Annotated in this window: 18 protein-coding genes; 6 read left to right on the top strand and 12 right to left on the bottom strand. The window is 45.5% G+C overall.

The window, feature by feature from the left end:
- Nucleotides 1–5: 5 nt before the first annotated feature.
- The 7 genes from mraY to mraZ are packed head-to-tail and all read right to left on the bottom strand — an operon-like array spanning nucleotide 6 to nucleotide 7,495.
- Nucleotides 6–1,088, bottom strand: a complete 1,083-nt coding sequence (gene mraY / locus FX988_RS16870) for a phospho-N-acetylmuramoyl-pentapeptide-transferase (protein WP_160181267.1) — start codon at nucleotides 1,086–1,088, stop codon at nucleotides 6–8.
- The gene (locus FX988_RS16865; RefSeq protein WP_160181266.1) at nucleotides 1,082–2,497 is read right to left on the bottom strand and encodes a UDP-N-acetylmuramoyl-tripeptide--D-alanyl-D-alanine ligase; all 1,416 of its coding nucleotides are present in this window, start codon (nucleotides 2,495–2,497) and stop codon (nucleotides 1,082–1,084) included. The genes mraY and FX988_RS16865 overlap by 7 nt, the downstream gene beginning before the upstream one ends.
- Complete coding sequence (murE, locus tag FX988_RS16860; protein WP_160181265.1) at nucleotides 2,494–4,041, bottom strand: UDP-N-acetylmuramoyl-L-alanyl-D-glutamate--2,6-diaminopimelate ligase; 1,548 nt, start codon at nucleotides 4,039–4,041, stop codon at nucleotides 2,494–2,496. The genes FX988_RS16865 and murE overlap by 4 nt, the downstream gene beginning before the upstream one ends.
- Nucleotides 4,031–5,788, bottom strand: coding sequence for a penicillin-binding transpeptidase domain-containing protein (locus FX988_RS16855; protein WP_160181264.1), 1,758 nt, complete (start codon nucleotides 5,786–5,788; stop codon nucleotides 4,031–4,033). Before FX988_RS16855 ends, murE begins: the two co-directional genes overlap by 11 nt.
- Entirely contained in the window at nucleotides 5,785–6,105 is a 321-nt protein-coding gene (gene ftsL / locus FX988_RS16850; protein WP_160181263.1) for a cell division protein FtsL, read from the bottom strand. The genes FX988_RS16855 and ftsL overlap by 4 nt, the downstream gene beginning before the upstream one ends.
- Nucleotides 6,102–7,037 carry a 16S rRNA (cytosine(1402)-N(4))-methyltransferase RsmH gene (rsmH, locus tag FX988_RS16845; RefSeq protein ID WP_160181262.1) on the bottom strand — a complete coding sequence of 312 codons (936 nt, stop codon included), beginning with the start codon at nucleotides 7,035–7,037 and terminating at the stop codon, nucleotides 6,102–6,104. Before rsmH ends, ftsL begins: the two co-directional genes overlap by 4 nt.
- Complete coding sequence (gene mraZ / locus FX988_RS16840) at nucleotides 7,037–7,495, bottom strand: division/cell wall cluster transcriptional repressor MraZ (protein WP_158771181.1); 459 nt, start codon at nucleotides 7,493–7,495, stop codon at nucleotides 7,037–7,039. Before mraZ ends, rsmH begins: the two co-directional genes overlap by 1 nt.
- 468 nt (nucleotides 7,496–7,963) lie before the next feature.
- Here mraZ and FX988_RS16835 point away from each other — a divergent pair, with 468 nt between their 5' ends.
- The 6 genes from FX988_RS16835 to FX988_RS16810 are packed head-to-tail and all read left to right on the top strand — an operon-like array spanning nucleotide 7,964 to nucleotide 14,018.
- A complete protein-coding gene (locus FX988_RS16835) occupies nucleotides 7,964–8,731 on the top strand; it encodes an SDR family NAD(P)-dependent oxidoreductase (protein ID WP_160181261.1) in 768 nt (255 codons plus the stop codon).
- Nucleotides 8,731–9,687, top strand: coding sequence for a 2-dehydro-3-deoxygalactonokinase (locus tag FX988_RS16830; protein ID WP_160181260.1), 957 nt, complete (start codon nucleotides 8,731–8,733; stop codon nucleotides 9,685–9,687). Before FX988_RS16835 ends, FX988_RS16830 begins: the two co-directional genes overlap by 1 nt.
- A 1-nt stretch (nucleotide 9,688) precedes the next feature.
- Nucleotides 9,689–10,660 carry an SMP-30/gluconolactonase/LRE family protein gene (locus tag FX988_RS16825; protein ID WP_160181259.1) on the top strand — a complete coding sequence of 324 codons (972 nt, stop codon included), beginning with the start codon at nucleotides 9,689–9,691 and terminating at the stop codon, nucleotides 10,658–10,660.
- Between the two features lie 26 nt (nucleotides 10,661–10,686).
- Nucleotides 10,687–11,421, top strand: coding sequence for a FadR/GntR family transcriptional regulator (locus FX988_RS16820; protein ID WP_254700649.1), 735 nt, complete (start codon nucleotides 10,687–10,689; stop codon nucleotides 11,419–11,421).
- A 24-nt stretch (nucleotides 11,422–11,445) separates the two neighbouring features.
- Entirely contained in the window at nucleotides 11,446–12,939 is a 1,494-nt protein-coding gene (glpK, locus tag FX988_RS16815) for a glycerol kinase GlpK (RefSeq protein ID WP_160181258.1), read from the top strand.
- Nucleotides 12,936–14,018 (top strand): aldose epimerase family protein, encoded by a 1,083-nt coding sequence (locus FX988_RS16810; protein WP_160181257.1) that lies wholly within the window; start codon nucleotides 12,936–12,938, stop codon nucleotides 14,016–14,018. The genes glpK and FX988_RS16810 overlap by 4 nt, the downstream gene beginning before the upstream one ends.
- Before the next feature lie 99 nt (nucleotides 14,019–14,117).
- Here FX988_RS16810 and FX988_RS16805 read toward each other — a convergent pair whose 3' ends face one another.
- From FX988_RS16805 to FX988_RS16785, 5 genes are all read right to left on the bottom strand, one after another.
- Nucleotides 14,118–15,122, bottom strand: a complete 1,005-nt coding sequence (locus FX988_RS16805) for a DUF2167 domain-containing protein (protein ID WP_160181256.1) — start codon at nucleotides 15,120–15,122, stop codon at nucleotides 14,118–14,120.
- 237 nt (nucleotides 15,123–15,359) lie between these two features.
- A complete protein-coding gene (locus FX988_RS16800; RefSeq protein WP_254700648.1) occupies nucleotides 15,360–16,004 on the bottom strand; it encodes a putative quinol monooxygenase in 645 nt (214 codons plus the stop codon).
- Between the two features lie 167 nt (nucleotides 16,005–16,171).
- Nucleotides 16,172–16,783 (bottom strand): hypothetical protein, encoded by a 612-nt coding sequence (locus FX988_RS16795; protein WP_254700647.1) that lies wholly within the window; start codon nucleotides 16,781–16,783, stop codon nucleotides 16,172–16,174.
- Nucleotides 16,776–17,333 (bottom strand): sigma-70 family RNA polymerase sigma factor, encoded by a 558-nt coding sequence (locus FX988_RS16790; RefSeq protein ID WP_368361435.1) that lies wholly within the window; start codon nucleotides 17,331–17,333, stop codon nucleotides 16,776–16,778. The genes FX988_RS16795 and FX988_RS16790 overlap by 8 nt, the downstream gene beginning before the upstream one ends.
- 77 nt (nucleotides 17,334–17,410) lie before the next feature.
- Nucleotides 17,411–18,070 (bottom strand): energy transducer TonB, encoded by a 660-nt coding sequence (locus tag FX988_RS16785; protein WP_160181254.1) that lies wholly within the window; start codon nucleotides 18,068–18,070, stop codon nucleotides 17,411–17,413.
- Nucleotides 18,071–18,161 lie beyond the last annotated feature (91 nt).

The raw sequence follows: 18,161 nt of genomic DNA, 5'->3' as shown, positions 1-18,161 counted from the left end.
TACCTTTAACGTAACTTCAAGGTGGCTAAGCCAACCAAGACTAAAATGATCGAAATGATCCAGAAACGCACAATAACGCGAGGCTCTGGCCAGCCTTTTAATTCATAGTGATGATGGATTGGCGCCATACGGAATATACGTTGGCCACGTAACTTGAATGACCCAACCTGTAAAATAACCGACAAGGTTTCCATCACGAACACACCGCCCATGATCACCAATACAATTTCTTGACGAACTAACACGGCAATAACACCCAGCGTTCCACCTAATGCCAATGACCCTACGTCACCCATAAACACCATTGCTGGGTATGTGTTGAACCACAAGAAGCCTAAGCCCGCCCCCACAATGGCAGTACATACAATCACCAACTCACTGGTTAAGGGTAAATAGGGAATATTCAGGTAAGCCGAAAAGTTAATGTTGCCTGTGGTATAGGCAAAAATGGCAAACGCACCTGCCACCAAGACCGTTGGTACAATCGCTAAGCCATCTAAACCATCGGTAAGGTTTACCGCATTGCTGGTACCGACAATGACGAAGTACGTCATGAGTATAAATAGCAGCCCCATTTGAGGCATGACATCTTTGAAAAATGGCACCAATAGGGCCGTTTCAGCAGGGTCTTGTTGGCTCGCGTATAAATATAAAGCGACAGCAATGGCAATCACTGATTGCCAAAAGTATTTCCAGCGAGCAATCAATCCTTTGGGATCTTTGCGTACGACCTTACGATAGTCATCAATAAAACCAATAATGCCATACCCCACAACCACGCTTAATGTGACCCAAACGTAACGGTTGGTTAAATCTGCCCATAGCAACACACTGACTACAATGGCCGCCAAAATAAGTAAGCCACCCATGGTTGGTGTACCTGACTTCGCAAGATGAGATTGCGGGCCATCATCACGCACGGTTTGGCCAATCTGCATGGTCTGCAGCCAGCGGATCATGCGCGGACCAATCAGCACCGCAATCAATAGCGCGGTTAACGTGCTTAAAATGGCACGCAAGGTCAGATACGAGAATACTCGAAAACTAGGCTCGAACTGTTGTAGCCAATCGGCCAATAGCATTAGCATGCAATTAGCTCCCTAAAGCGTTCAAACTTTCCCACGGGGGATGCCTCCAAAGCTTCAACAACCAACTCCATACGGGCACTACGGGAGCCCTTCACTAAAATACTGATATCACGTTTCTCCGTTGCTAAATTCTCGGCTAGCGCCGCGACTAGTTTGTCTTTATCACTAAAATGGTATCCGCTTTTTTGATATACATCGCTGGCACTTTGACTGAGCACACCCAAAGTGTATAAATCGTCGACGCCCTTTTCTTTGGCGTATTCACCCACTTGTTGATGATAAAAGCGCGCTCGCTCCCCCAGCTCTGCCATATCACCCAGCACTAAAACTTTTCGACCAGCGAAACTGCCCAGTAAATCGATAGCAGCATTGACTGACGCCACATTGGCGTTATAGGTATCATCAAGTACTTTAACCTGCCCACTTAGCTGCTTAACCTGCAAGCGGCCGCTGACTTGCGCCATATATTGAAGCCCATCTTGCACGTCTTGTAAGTTAGCACCTACTTCGATAGCTAAGGCAGCAGATACAAGGGCATTACTAACATTGTGAATACCAGGTAGGGGTAATGAAATAGACACTTTCCCCAGCGGTGTAACCATCAAAAAATCGGCACAACCGTTTAACCCCAAAACCACATCTTGGGCGTAATAATCTACTTCATCTTTAGTGGAAAACGCTTGATTGCGTAGGTGCTCATACTTGCCATGCCAAAACGCATAAAATTGACTGTCGGCATTAAAAATGGCTAAGCCATCTTTGCCTAGGCCTTTGAATATCTCACTTTTGGCGCGAGCTACGCCTAACAGGCTACCAAAACCTTCTAGGTGTGCAGCGGCAGCGTTCACAATCGTAGCCACATCAGGTTTTACTAACTCGGTTGTATAGGCTATTTCGCCAAGATGATTTGCGCCAAGCTCCACGACAGCAAACTCGTGATCAGCTTCTAAACGCAGCAAGGTAAGAGGCACGCCAATATCATTGTTAAAGTTGCCCTTGGTGGCCAATACTTTTCCTCGGCGCGACAAAATGGCCGCTACCATTTCTTTGACTGTGGTTTTGCCACTGCTACCAGTGATTGCTACTGTTTTAGGTGCCACCTCACGCTTAATGGCTTGGCCTAAACGGCCTAGCGCCTCTTTGGTATCACTAACCAATATCTGTGCAAGCTCCGTGTCAACCTTTCGACTTACTATTGCCGCCACAGCGCCACCTTGCTGCGCTTTATCAATGAACTTATGCCCATCAAAATTGGGGCCACTCAAAGCAATAAATAAATCGTCCGGGTTGATTTGACGTGTGTCAGTACTCACGCCTTGAATGATGGCGTTAGCAGCTATGCTATTTTCACTGCGAATTAGCTCGCCCTGCACTTGCTGTGCTATCCACGTCAATGACACCGGGATCATGTGATATTCCTCTCAAACATTTGTTTTACGTATTCGCGTTCATTGTAAGCAACTGTCTCGCTGCCAATAATTTGGTAATCTTCGTGACCTTTACCCGCCACTAATATGATGTCTTGTGGGGTGGCCTGAGCAACAGCCATCGCGATAGCTCGTTTACGATCGAGCTCTACCTGGATTTTTTCAGGGTGAATACAGCCCGCTAAAATATCGCTGACAATAGCATTAGGGTCTTCTGAACGATTGTTATCATTGGTAATCATTACCACATCAGCACAGGTTTCAGCTGCCTCGCCCATTAAGGAGCGTTTGCCTTTGTCGCGATCGCCACCGCAACCAAAAATAACGAATAAGCGACCTTCACTGTGCTGACGTAGCGCCAGCAATGCTTGTTTAAGGGCATCAGGGGTATGGGCGTAATCCACCACCACTGTGGGGGACGTTTCATCACTGAAGCGCTCCATCCGCCCAGCAACAGGCACGAGTTGGCGGGCCACAGTAGCGATGTCAGTTAATCCTTTACCTAAACATAGCTGTGACGCTATTGCCGCTAACGCATTGAAGATATTGAAACGCCCAAATAACCTTAACTGTATTTCGCATTCCCCCCATGACGACACCAAGGAAAAACGACACCCCTGACTGCTGTATTCAACATCTTTAGCTAGGCACACTTGGTGCGCATCAGTCAAAAGTAAACTTTCATCATCCATCCCGTAAACCACAGGTGTAACAGAGTGCGGTAACTGCGCTAGCCATTGCTTGCTTTCAACTTCATTACCGTTTAAAACCGCAAATTTGAGCTCAGGTTGAGCTAAAATCTCACGCTTTGCTTGCGCGTAAGCCTGCATCGTTCCGTGATAATCTAAATGGTCGCGGGTAAGATTTGTAAACACAGCCACGTCCATTTTAAGGGCCGCAACGCGTTTTTGTACCAAGGCGTGTGATGACACTTCTAAGGCAACTTGCTTGACATTATCTTGTGCAAATTGCGCCATCAGCTTATGCATAGTAATAGCATCAGGTGTGGTATTGATGGTTTCACCGAAAGATGCACATTCTCCTGCGCGACTTATCACGCCTGAACCTAAAGTACCGATTGAAGCTGAACGTTTATCGAGTAAAGCGGCCAATTGACTAGTCAATTGTACGGTCGAAGTTTTGCCATTGGTGCCCGTGACACCGATAATTAGCATTTCGGTTGCAGGATATTTGTAAAACGCGGCAGCGAGTGCTGACAACTGAGCTGATAAGTTGAAAAAGCTAATAATCAACGATTGCTCGCGCATACTCGTTTGCCCGTGCTCTTGTTGAGTGTCGCACTCGGCAATGATGACTTTCGCACCAAGGCTAACCGCTTGCGGTATAAAATCGCGTCCGTCTCGTACATGCCCTTTAAGCGCGACAAACGCACTATGAATAGCGACTTCACGACTATCAAGCACCAAAGATTCAACCATGATATCAGCGGTTTCAATGCCAAACTTAGCTAACAAAGGCTGAATGCTTTGCGTCGTATTAAGTTGAACGTTTTGCTTAACCTGCATTTGAATCTCCCCTAATTGCAGCCAGAGAAGACACGGTTTTGTCGTCAGGGGGAACGTTTAACATTTGCAAACTATTGGACATGATTTTTGAAAACACAGGAGCAGCTGTATCCCCAGCGTAATATAAATCGCCTCTAGGCTCATTGATAAGCACTACCACGGCTAGCTGCGGGTCTGAAACCGGTGCCACGCCGGCAAAAATACTCACGTACTCTTCGCCGTAGCCACCCGCCACAGCTTTACGGCTGGTACCTGTTTTACCCGCGACTCGATAGCCGGGAACACGGGCTTTAGTGCCTGAGCCACCTTCATTGACCACACTTTCCATCATGGTCAGCACTTCATGAGCGATATCTTCACTCAATACACGCTCTTCTGGCGCTTTCTGTTCGCTTTTAATAATACTCAATGGGCGCTTAATCCCGCCACTGCCAAGTGTACTGTACATTCGAGCCAGCTGCGCTGTGGTAACAGATAGACCATATCCAAATGATAATGTTGAGAGTTCAAACTCTGACCAACGGCTGCGATCGTGAAAAATACCACTACTCTCACCAATAAGATTCGAGCCTGTGTCACTCATTAATCCCATGTTGTAATACTGATCGATGAGAAATTGCTTGGGAACTGATAAGGCCAGTTTTGATGTGCCCATATTGCTAGATTTGCGAATAATGCCGGTTAAATCTAACTCTCCATAATTACGCGAGTCTCGCACCATACTCCCACCGACCCGCATCCAACCTGGGGAAGTATCGATAACGCTGTCCATTTCAACTGAACCAAACTCTAAGGCACTTAATACTGCGATAGGCTTAATAGAAGAACCGGGTTCAAAAGCATCAGTAATCGCGCGATTACGAATTCTATGCCCTGAGACACCACTACGATTGTTAGGGTTATAAGACGGGTTGTTGACCATGGCCAATATCTCACCCGTTTGCACATCGACAACCACGGCAGAAGCAGATGTGGCTTTGTAATATTGCACCGCTTTTTTCAGTTCTTTATAAGCAAATGCCTGAATGCGCTGATCGATAGTAAGTTGAATATCGCGCGGTTCTTCACCTGCCTCTTGCTCTAGAATTTCGACCTGGCGTCCCTTGGCATCGCGGCGGATTTTACGACTGCCAGGTGAGCCTTTCAGCCACTGGTTGTAGAGTTTCTCGATTCCCTCAATGCCTTGGTCGTCAACATTGGTAAACCCTATCAGTTGCGCTGATACCTCCCCTGTAGGGTAATACCGACGAGACTCGTCACGCAGATATACACCGTTAATAGACAACTGATCCACATAATCAGCCATCGCAGGTGAAACCTGACGCTGAATATATACAAAACGTTTTTTGGGGTTTTTAACCCGAGAAACCAATTTGTCGTAGTCTTGGCCTAACACATCAGCTAGCGCTTGCCAGCGACGTTTGTCATTCAATGAGCCATTTTCCACTATGGTTTTAGGGTCTGCCCAGATAGCACGAACGGGAACACTGACCGCAAGATTTTGGCCATTTCTGTCGGTAATAAGCCCGCGATGAACTGGCATATTTTGCGTGCGTAATGTGCGGTTATCCCCTTGCTGTATCAGCAAGTCAGGGTCGATTACCTGAATATAAACCGCCCGCGCTGATAGCCCAACAAACACCAACATAATGACGCAGATCACAAGCAAGTAACGCCAATGCAAAGCAGTAGGCGCGACATTTTGTTTCGCTTGTTGGTTGCGTTTTTTGTTGCTGACTCGGCTCATTTTATTCTCACCACCACTTCTTCTTCAGCTTGGGGGCGACGCATATCTAATTGCTTAGATACAAGGTTTTCAATTCGATTGTGCTCGGTTAACGCGCTTTGCTCTAAGATCAGATTGCGCCACTCCACATCAAGCAAATCTTTCTTTTGCATTAAGCGCTCCAGGGCGATAGATGCTTGACGATTATGGTGCGCGCTTAGGATCACCGCCCCTGCACTAACCAACAGTGACAAAAACAACAAAACCCGCACGGGATGGCGGGCTAGGTCGGCAAGTAAAAAACCGACAAGTTTGAAGTTAGTCTCTTGGGTACTCATAGTTTTTCGGCCACCCTAAGTACAGAGCTACGGGCACGTACGTTGCGCGAGAGTTCTTCAGGAGATGGCTTAATTGCTTTGCCGATCGCTTTTAAGGCTTTATGAGAATCAATTTCTGACTGCATGATGGGTAAGCCATGAGGCACTTGCAAACCACGACTTTGTTCACGAATAAAGCGCTTAACTAATCTGTCTTCCAGCGAATGAAAGCTAATCACAGACAAACGGCCACCTGAATTCAAACTATTCAGCGCGGATTTTAATCCTGTGCGGATCTCATCTAACTCACTGTTGATATAAATGCGGATCCCTTGGAAACTGCGGGTGGCTGGGTGCTTAAATTTGTCTTTAACCGGCACAGCAATATCGATGATTTCAGCCAGCTGAGCCGTTGTGGTAATAGGCACTTGTTGGCGAGCATTTACGATGCCATGGGCGATCCGCTTGCCAAATTTCTCTTCGCCGAACTCTTTGATGACCTGCGCAATATCTTGTTCTTCTGCATGGGCTAACCACTGAGCCGCGCTTTGTCCTTTCGTCGGGTTCATACGCATATCCAACGGCCCTTCGCGCATGAAGCTAAAGCCGCGCTCTGGTTCATCTAGCTGAGGTGATGAGACGCCTAAGTCCATCAGAATGCCATCGACTCTTCCATGCAATTCAAGGGAGGTGAGAACGTCTTCCATCTCAGAAAAGTTACAGTGATGAATACTAAAACGTGGGTCGTCAGCAAGCACTTTCGCCGCTTCAATAGCAGATGGGTCGCGATCAAGTGCAATTAAACGCCCTTTGTCTGACAATTGCGTCAATATTTGCTTGCTATGGCCGCCTCTGCCGAATGTAGCATCTAAGTAGACCCCATCAGGCTTGATACTTAAGCCCTCAAGAGATTCTTGCAGAAGTACAGATAAGTGTGATGTTTGCGTAGTCATTAGAGTGAGAAGTCCTGCAAGCGCTCAGTTAATTCAAAGGCTGCTTCTTGCTCAGTCGCAACATCTTGTTGTATTTGTTGTTGCCAGACACTGTGATCCCAAATTTCGAATTTGTTCAACTGGCCAACCAACATAATTTGTTTATCTAAATGAGCATGCTCACGCAATGGCGCAGTCAGTAAGAAACGACCGCTTTTATCCATCTCGCCTTCCGTCGCATAACCGAGCAACAAACGCTGTAATCTGCGTTCGTGAGGGTTCATACTCGATAAGCGAGACAGTTTAAGCTCGATTTCTTCCCATTCAGCCAGTGGGTAAAGCAACAAACAAGGTTGCTGGGTATCAATAGTACACACCAGTTGGCCCTGACAATCATCCAGCAAAGACTGACGATACTTCGTGGGTATCGTTACACGTCCTTTTATATCTAGATTAATTGCATTCGCACCGCGGAACATTGCCCAAGCCTTTTGTTATTTGTTACTCAATATTTATCATTCTTGGCAAAAATTAACCGTTTTGATCCACTTTTTGCCACTTTTACCCACAATGCACAGTTTAGGTATCTCTTGTCTATCATGTCAAGGGATAAAACAGGCAATTTCAGATTGCCCTAAGCCAGAGAAATCAAGGCATAGACTGAAGTGGCTGATATGTGGAGAGAATTCTAAAATGTGGCGCATTTTGGCATCACATGAGGCAAATAAATGTCACTCACTGGGCCCTAAGGCAGGAAAAACGGAGGATTTTTAATCATCTTGTGAATTGTGCGCTGAGGAAAAGTGGTTAAATATGTAAATAAAATGAGTTAAATTTGAAAATAAATAATATTATAATATATATGTACATGAGAAGCTGTGTCGCATTAGTGATTGAATCACGAGTTTGCTTATAATGACAGTCCAATCAATATCAATGAGTTAGTTATGCCCAATTACGCAACTTACCCTAGCCTCAAAGGCAAAGTCATTCTAATCACCGGCGGTGCAACTGGTATCGGTGCGGTGATGGTAGAAGCGTTTATGCGTCAACATGCTGAAGTATTGTTTGTTGACGTACAGGAAGAGGCGGCTCATGCACTGTGCAGCAAACTGCATGATGAATTAGGTAAGGCCCCTGTTTTTAAAGCCCTAGACACCACCCACATAGAGGAGCTGCAATCTTTTATCAGCTCTATCGGGCAAAGCCACGGACGCTTAGACGTACTGATTAACAATGTCGCAAATGACACACGTCACTCTCCACTTGATATCGATCAACAAGGTTGGCGTGATTGCATGGCCGTTAATCTCGACTCTACCTTTTTTGCCTGCCAGAGCGCAATTCGCTTAATGCGCGATAAGCGCAACGGCAATATCATTAACATGAGCTCTATTAATGTATTAATCGGGCCAAAACAAATGCCAGGCTATGTGGCCGCCAAGTCTGCTTTAAACGGCTTGAGTAAATCCCTCGCCAACCAATACGGCGAATATGGTATTCGGGTGAACACGATTTTGCCTGGCTGGGTCGCAACGGACCGCCAACTCGCCCTTTGGTTGACCCCTGAAGCAGATAAAGAGTGGCAAAAATCTGTGGCCTTACGTGGCAGTCTTGAGCCAATTCATGTGGCGAACATGGCGCTATTTCTAGCCGCAGAAGACAGTGCAATGGTGACTGGCCAACAATTTGTTATTGATGCAGGTCGAACGTAATGAATACTCAATCAGATATCATTATTTTGGGTGATTGGGGCACAAGTGTGTGCCGCCTTTATCTATGTCGTTTTCACCAGCAAGCACTAACCGTTTTGGCTCGTACCAAGGGCATGGGTATTAAGTACATTAATAACCCTGAGGCGCGTTTTTTTGAACTGTGCCAGCCTTGGATTGAGCAGTATGGCAATATTTCCGCTTTTTTGATCGGTGCAGTGGGCTCAGACACAGGATGGCAACAAACTAACTATGTCCCCTGTCCCACTGATAAAAATAATTTATTGGCGTTAAGTAAAAACTTTTCAGCGCGCGGCCTGAACATCACAATATTGCCGGGTGTTTCCTGTCAAAACCGGCATCATTTACCTGACATTATGCGCGGTGAAGAAACCCAAGTATTCGGTTTTCTGTCACAACTGCCAAAAGCCGAAGAAAAACGATTAATTTGCCTTCCCGGCACACATACTAAGTGGGCACAGTGTGAGAAAGATAACATTACCTCTTTCGTAACCAGCCCAGTTGGAGAGCTGTATGAAGTGTTGAGTCAGCATAGTGTATTGCTCAGCCCAGCATCTGTGCCGAGCTGGTGCAAAAGTAGCTTCACGAGCGGCCTGCGCATTGGTATGCATCAATCAAGTAATTTACTGCATACTCTGTTCGCAACCCGTGCATATCAAATCCTAGATAAACGCACCAATGCAGAAGCCGCAGGCTATTTATCAGGCTTACTTATTGGCTCAGACGTAAAAGCTGCAATGCAAGATTTTGATATTTTCTCTCATGTGGCCGTTATTGGCTCAGACCATATCTGTGGCTTGTATGTAGAAGCACTGGAATACATGGGGATCAGCACAGAACATTTTAGCAGTGAGGATGCGACCTTACTCGGCTTACAAACATTGGCTTCAGTCAATTGGCGTGATCTGGCTGCTGATGCACCCAGTGAGCAAATTTAGCATGGGTGATTTAAGTATGCCAAAAGGGATCCAGCTACACACCTGCTTAGCGGTTGAAAACGAGCTAGGTGAAGGTATTGTGTGGGACGTTCGGCAGCAATGTGCATTTTGGACAGACATAGTAGGCAAGCAATTCTACCGCTGGAACTTTGATGGATCCGTCACACATTACCCATGCCCTGAACGATTATGCTCTTTTGGGTTAACCCCAGAACCCGAATGGTTTATTGTTGCTTTTGAATCAGGTTTTGCGTTTTTCAATCCTTTTGAGCAACAGATTCAGTGGATAACGAAAGTTGAAACGGACCTACCTTACACGCGCATGAATGACGGTAAAGTTGATCGCCAAGGGCGCTTTTGGGCTGGCTCCATGATTGAAGATGACAAAATAGATGCGAACCAATTGAGCAAAGACAAACGGGCTAAGCTATATCGCCTGAGCGAGAATGGACAAGCAAAGCCTATTTTTGACGACGTCATTATTGCCAATGGATTGTCTTTCAGCTCAGATAACAAAACTATGTTCTTTGCCGACTCACCAAAACAGACAGTGTGGTGTAGCGAATTGACGCGACAAAATGACTCCACTAGTAGACGAGATATTTTCTTTAAAACAAGTGGCAATGCCTTTCCTGATGGCTCATGCATTGACAACCAAGGTTACCTTTGGAATGCTCAGTGGGGAAGCGCCAGTGTAAAACGATATTCCCCAACAGGACAATTAGATTTCACCCTACCCATTGATTGCCTACAGCCATCATGCGTAAGCTTCGGTGGTCCAAACCTCAATCACCTAATCATTACATCTGCACGTGACGGGTTGTCCAGCGATGAGGATAGAAAACATAAGAATAATGGGGCGGTATTTGTTTATCGCACGCCATATCAAGGAATAGCGGAGCCGATATGCACCGTTCCTGCAAGGCAACAACATGCTGCTGTAGAAACGGTATCTGTCAGCTTGAAGAATTAAAATAACAATGAAACGCGGAAATCAACATGGCAAGTAGAATGTTTAGCGGTAATTTCACTCGACACATCGTTCAGTCTTTGGGTAAAGCAATCGCGTTAGGCGAATACCCTCAGGGGGAGCCTTTAATGGCAGAAGCAGCCCTTTGCGAATCGTTTGACGCCAGCCGCACTGTGCTGCGAGAAGCAGTAAAAATGCTCACAGCGAAGGGGATGCTAGATGCAAGGCCCAGACGAGGCACAATTGTATTACCTGAGTCACATTGGAATTTGTCTGATCCAGACATTTTAAATTGGTTATTAGATCGCAAAGGCTCATTACCGATAATTTCCGAATTTGCCGACATGCGATTAGCCATAGAGCCCGCTGCAGCAGGCTTGGCAGCTTCAAATTTAACCAATGAAAATCGTCAGAATTTAACGGCTGCAATCGGGCGGATGGAAGCAGCTGCTCGCGGCGAAGATGATCATTTGGATGCAGATATTGCCTTTCATGTGGGCATTTTGGAAGCCAGCGGTAATCGATTTTTCTGGAATATGCGCCACACCATAGAAGTCGCACTGCGTTTTAGTATACGGATCACCAATCGTCACAAAGGGGTAGACCGAGCAAGCGTAGAAGATCATCAAGAGATCTTAGATTACATTTTAGCAGGGGATCATCAAGCAGCTGAAAATCAAATGCGCAGCCTGCTATTAGAAGCTAAGACCTTGCTAAATAAAGCATTAGATGAAGAAAAAAGTAGAAAATCTCAACAAAGTTAAACCTGTAAAAGGATCGAAATTGCGATGCGGATCAAAGATTGTATATTAGCTATTGACCAAGGCACTACCTCAACACGAGCTATCATTTTTGCGCCTGACTCAAGCATTATTGCGGTAGCTCAACAAGAGTTCGCTCAACATTACCCGAACGATGGTTGGGTAGAACACGACCCTGAAGATATCTGGTCTTCTACTGTGGTTGTGTGCCGCCAGGCGATATCAGAAGCGATTGCAAAAGGCGCGCGTATTGCTGCCATTGGAGTAACAAACCAACGTGAAACCACAGTTGTTTGGGACAGAAACACAGGACAAGCGATTTATAATGCGATTGTTTGGCAAGACAGACGCACCGCGCAAACTTGTCGAGATATGCAAGATAAGGGCTTGTTCGACGTAGTGAATTCTCGCACAGGGTTATTACTCGACCCTTATTTTTCTGCCTCAAAAGTCGCCTGGATCCTAGACAATGTTGACGGTGCCCGCGAAAAGGCCGAAGCTGGCGATCTCGCATTTGGGACCATTGACTCTTTCCTTATCTGGCGTTTAACAGACGGGCAAATGCATGCCACAGACGTGACCAATGCAAGTAGAACCAATTTATTCAATATCCATGATATGGCATGGGATCCTAAGCTACTAGAAGTGTTTAATGTACCTAAATCTGTGCTACCTGTTGTTAAAGAGTGTGCCGATGATTTTGGTCACACAACGGAAGACTTGTTTGGCTTTTCCTTACCAATATTGGGTGTGGCAGGCGATCAACAAGCCGCTAGTATAGGGCAATGCTGCTTCAATGAAGGGGAAATCAAAAGCACCTACGGCACGGGCTGCTTTGTTATGCTCAACACAGGTACAAAAGCCTTCAAATCAAAGAACAAGTTACTCACTACCGTGGCCTACACCATTAAAGGTGAAACACACTATGCGCTTGAAGGCTCAATTTTTATCGCTGGCGCTGCCATTCAATGGCTCCGCGATGGATTAGGCGTCATCAAAAGTGCATCAGAAACCGAAGACTTGGCCAAATCTTTAGATGATGAGCACGGTGTATATATGGTGCCGGCCTTTGCTGGTTTAGGTGCACCGCACTGGGCGCCCGACGCGCGCGGTGCCGTTTTCGGTCTTACCCGTGGCACCACAAATGCGCATTTCGTTCGCGCAGCACTTGAATCAGTGTGCTATCAAACATCTGACTTACTTCACGCTATGGCCGAAGACGGCGTATCTTTGGATAAAATCCGCGTAGATGGCGGTATGGTGGGCAATAATTGGTTATGTCAATTTCTAGCGGGTATTCTCGATGTCACCGTTGAGCGACCCAAGATAATGGAAACCACCGCTTTAGGAGCGGCATACCTCGCTGGGCTAAAGGCGGGTATCTACCAATCATGCGAGCAGTTAGCCAGTATGAATGAGGTAGAAAGCAGTTTTGAAGCGAGCATGGCGTCATCGCAACGCAGAAAGCTTATCTCAGGCTGGGAAAACGCAGTACAAAGCACGTTAGGGTATTCCAAATGATCACTAAACGTTTATTTGGCACCCTCGTAAATGGTCAAAAAGTCATGGAATACTCACTAAGCAATGAGCATGGCATGCAAGTAGATATTCTGGACTTAGGCGGTATTATTCGTCGCTGGTTAGTGCCCGCTGTTAATAGCTCAGAGAACAGCGACAGCCAAGCAAAAGTGGATATCGTATTAGGCTTTGACACACTTGAGGATTATATTGCTGACCAAGCCTATTTAGGCGCAGTGGTTGGGCGTTATGCCAACCGCATTGCAAAAGGTCAATTTACTCTTAATGATGTGAACCACCAAGTCGATGTCAATCAGGCAGGAAATTGCTTACACGGTGGCGGCGACGGTTTTAATCGCCGAGTTTGGCAAGTACAAGAGCTTGACGACGTCACACACCCGTCTTTGAAATTAACCTTGGTGAGTGAAGACGGTGACCAAGGTTTTCCTGGACGACTGACGGTCAACGTTACCTATACATTAGCGCCATCAGGATTAAAAATTAGTTATCAGGCACATTCCACCCAAGATACGGTTTTTAATCCTACCCAGCACACTTACTTTAATCTAGCTGGCCACGACAGTGGCTCCGTGGAAAATCATCAGGTGCAAATTTTAGCCAGCCGCTATACGCCAACAGATGAAAATGCGATTCCGTTAGGAGAGCGAGTTGATGTAGCAGACTCACCCTTTGATCTACGTGAACTTACAACGCTTAGTGGGCCGCTGCAATCTAGCCATGCGCAAATTAAATTAGGGAATGGCTTTGATCACAACTGGTGTTTAGACGCCTATCATAACGATATGGAATCGCCAGAATTAGTTGCTAAAGCGGTAGATACTGCCAGTGGCAGGACGCTCAGTGTATTGACCACTATGCCAGGTATGCAATTGTACACTGCAAATTACGTGGGGCCTAAGCCGATAGGTAAAGGCGCTACTGAGTACCAAGGAAAACATGCATATTGTTTTGAAAGCCAGTTTTACCCTGATTCACCAAACCAACCTAGTTTTCCAAGTGCAACGCTTAAAGCCGATGAAGCGCACCACTCTGTCACTGAGTATCACGTGTCTTTTTCTTAATGCGATATTCTTAACGAAATAGAATGAGCGCGAAAAGCCAGTGATACTTAAAAAAACGCTGCCTGAGGGCAGCGTTTTCGTACCAATCGAAAGAAGCGACTATTCTGTGCTTTCTTCGGCTTTGCTTTCTTGAACTTTGCTTTTTCGCCCTTTATAAAGTCTGCGTGCAAATGCGCCCAGCGCAAGCACAATAATCACGCCAAACTTCTTTAAAAACACTAAGGCCGCTGCTATTAACCCCGTTTTTGCCAGCACTTTACCCGCGACCAAGGCACCAATTCCATAAGCCGCTACGTCATCAATTTCAGGATTAAAGTCAGCGTATTTAGAGCCTTCTTTAAAATCAGCCATGGTCAAAACCGTGTCTAGGTTTTGATTAATCAATGGGAGTTGGTCCATGCCTGCAATAAAGTTCAGCACTAACACCCCTTTGCGACCGAGTACGCGAATATTGTAGTTCAGAGTATTAACTGGAGCGTCACCGAATTTTAGTTCTTTTGCCCAGTGCAATTTATTTGAGGCCTGATCATAATATGGCTCAGCCGCCCAACCGATAAGTGAAATCGCCTCATACCCTTGGGTTACGCGCTCTTCACTGCTTAGCTGCGTGTCTTCCTGCATCTGCGCCAATAAGTCATCATAATTTATCTCATCAGCGTCTTCATCTGTCACATAGCCATCTTGTTGATACTCAATGGTGACACCCCATGAATCGCCCTCAAACGGAGTCGCCCCCGCAGGAAACAACATGCCTAACATTCCATCTGCACTGCCTGGTGGGTTGCCCCAAATGTCTTCCAACACTTTGCGGGAGTCTTGCGCATTCAAATAATAAAAATTATCAGGGACGTTTAATTCTGCGACATCCCCAGATAGTGCAATATTGCCGGTTTGCGGTGTCATTGATTCCCACAAGGCATTGGCCCACAGCATATATTCCTGCTGTTCTTTTTCTTGTTGTGTTTGTTCGATTGATGCTTGTGTCTGACTACTGTCTTGGCTCGATGCTTGGTTTGATTCTTGGCTTGGTGCCGTGTCTTGCCCATGAGCGTTCACTGCGCCCAAAATGAAAAAAACACAGAAAATTCGTGTGAGTGGTAGCATAATATCCCTATTCATTTTTTCGGTGTTGAATGAGCCGCAGTCCACCCAGTGCAGACACCTAACTCACTTCCCCGTAACAGATTTATATCAGAGGTCAGTCCTGTAGTCCAATAAGAGCTTAGAGGGAACTGGCAAAAAAAAAAGACCATAAAGCGTCATTACACGCAATTATGGCCAATAGGAAGTCACTCAGGATGACACACAAAAAGTTCGCAGTAATCTAGGTTATTGAGCGAATTAAAACTCGTTGACGACATTCATATATTGTTTCATATCACCCACAATAGCCTGCTCTAACAGCTTACTTGTTTCAATCGCATAGGGCTGTTTGAAATGGATATCCCACAGGTCAGACTCTTTACGCCAATGCTCGTAAATCACCAGCGTGTCGTCTTTCCCGTCTATGGTGTACAAGTCAAATACGATGTTTCCTGGCTCTTCACTACGCGTTTGGGCCACGTGGGCCGTAAATTGTTGCAATAGCAGTTCTTTATACCCCTCTTTGATTTTGAATATAAAAAAGAGGCTAAATACATCGTCTTCGGCTTGCACTTGCTTGGGGTTATTTTCATGCAAAGGGGCTGGCTTCGTATCTTGTAATGTCATCACCTCAATAGGGGATAACAAAGCGTTCTCAGCAAGTTGCAATAAGGTCTGCGCATACGGCTGATTAATATGCGCTTGATGGGCTTGGGCATTCTCCCATCGCTCATAAGCAAAAATGCTGTTAGGTGAATCCTTATCCTCAAAAAAGCGCATTTCGCGCATGCCAGGCTCACTTTGTGAACCTAACCTGTTGCTATTAAGCGCCTGCCTAAAGACCGCTAATTGATCTGGTTTGACTAAAAATTTTACGATAAGAGTGAGCATTGCGTTATCCATTGAATTTCATCACGTTCGTTGGCTTTAGTAACAACACCCGTGCTTTTTTATAGCTTACACAAGTTTGTTACCGACAGTGATGAAATGGTATCTGCTGTGCTTACATTCAAAAACTAGCTAGACAGATAAAGACTTTCAATGAAAAGTTGATAAAGCGAATATATAAATTAGCAATGCTGATATTGCTCGCTGTGCTCTATCCCCAAAATGATGCCATTCTTGTCAAACCTCACGGCAACTAAATCCCCTCGACTAAAGTGCCCTTCTATTTGATGAATACTGCGCAGTGCATCAATTAAATCTTGTGCCACTTTGACAATCTGTGCATCGCAAGTTTTAAGCTGCCAACCGTTATTCAATTGGGCGAGTACTGCGTGTTTTTGATGATGCATAACCAAGAGCTCCCGCTGCGCCAAATAATCAGCATAGTGCTGAGCAAATCGTTCTGAAATGACTTCCGATTGTTTGTGATTTGCTAAAGAGTGCAGTGTCACTTGCGTATAACTCGCTTGAGCAAACTCTTCAGACGAACCCTCCCATACAATATGATGCCAAAACGTAATCAGTATTAATAAGAACGTGCTAGCGGCAAGCGCAATGTGCCCCATTCGTCGACCAAGTTGATTCACACAATGGCGGGAATCATGTGAACTTAACATTATGCGCTTGATACCCGGTGGTGCTTTAAACTGGGCTTTACGCTGCTGATACAAACGATTAATTGACTCAGTCGCTTGATCGTTTTTCGGGTCGTTCTCCCAATCATTGCGCTCAGACATATGCATCTCCAGCAAAATCCTTCAGTAACACTTGCAACGTTGCTTTAGCATAACGAAGACGGCTTTTAATTGTTTCGTGTTCACTATGTGTGATCTGCGCTATCTCTTTTAAACTAAACCCTTCCTGCTGCAAACAAAAAGCTTCGCGCTGCGCAAAAGGCAAAGACATCAAGGCCTTGTCAAAAACACCTAAGATCGAACCACTCATGTCAAGCGTCTCTCCCGGGAGATCATGTACATTATCTATTGACGATAGGCGTTGAACAGCACGATATTCATCCATCAACAGATTGCGCGCAAGTGTAAATAACCACGCTTTAAACAATCCTGAATCTTGGTACATATGCCTTTTTTCCATTACTTTAAGCCACGTTTTCTGGCAAATATCTTTTGCCAGTGAGCTATCAGATAAGGTCAATAAAAAATGGTACAAATCATCACCACAAGCATCATATAATTTTACTAAGAGCGCCTGATCACCAGAATGCGAATAGCGCGTCATCAAGCTTTCATTAGTGCTTGATAGAGTAAACCAAGATTTTACCATCATGTTTATCGTCAATCGCTTCCCCTTTTCAGGTGTACTTTCCATGCCAACGATGTGAGTCCACTATGCCAGATCCTAATTTACTGGGATAGCTTGAAATCTAAAACGACAGTAATGCCATCTTGCTGCTGAGGTTTTCCGCCTACAACTTGTGGTTTGTATTTCCATTTTCCCAAAGCCCGCTTAGCTTCACGGTCAAATGTGCGCTTGGGCTGTGCTTCAAGCACATCAATATTCAAAACTTGGCCTCTTGTACCGATAGAGAACTTCAGCTTAACCCAGCCCTCAATCCCATCCCTAGCTGCTTGTGCAGGGTATTTGGGCTCAATTCGTACCACAGGTCTCGCCTCGCCTTCATTCAAGGTAATTTGTGTTCCAATTGGGTCTGACGGGCTAGCAATGGTGATATCGGGAACATACTTCGAGAGCAAAACCGATTTGTCTGGCGCCTCTTCTTGCGGCTTAACTTGTTCCTTAGGGATCGGTATAGGCTTGGGCTTAGGCAAAGGCTTTGGCTTCTCCACCACTTTGCTATCGTCTATATTTTGAAACAAAGTAATGATTGGTAATGCGGGTTCTGGTGTTGTTGAACTTTGGTTGTTTTCGATCAGTTTTTGCATGGCAACAAACAAGCCGAACGTTACTGAGGCGGCCAAGAGTATAGTACCTGTCGTGCGGACTATCGCTTGACCATTAAAGTACAAAGCGGGCCTTGAAGCTAAATCAATAGTTGTGTGCATCGTTATTCTCCTGTGATTTAAAGAAGTAACGCGCGAGCCACTGAAAAGGGGTTAAATTATTTTCAATTCAGGAAAATATCGTGCTTAAAAG

It is taken from the genome of Paraglaciecola mesophila (assembly GCF_009906955.1).
Taxonomy (GTDB): domain Bacteria; phylum Pseudomonadota; class Gammaproteobacteria; order Enterobacterales; family Alteromonadaceae; genus Paraglaciecola; species Paraglaciecola mesophila_A.
This window is presented reverse-complemented; position numbering and strand designations above follow the sequence as displayed.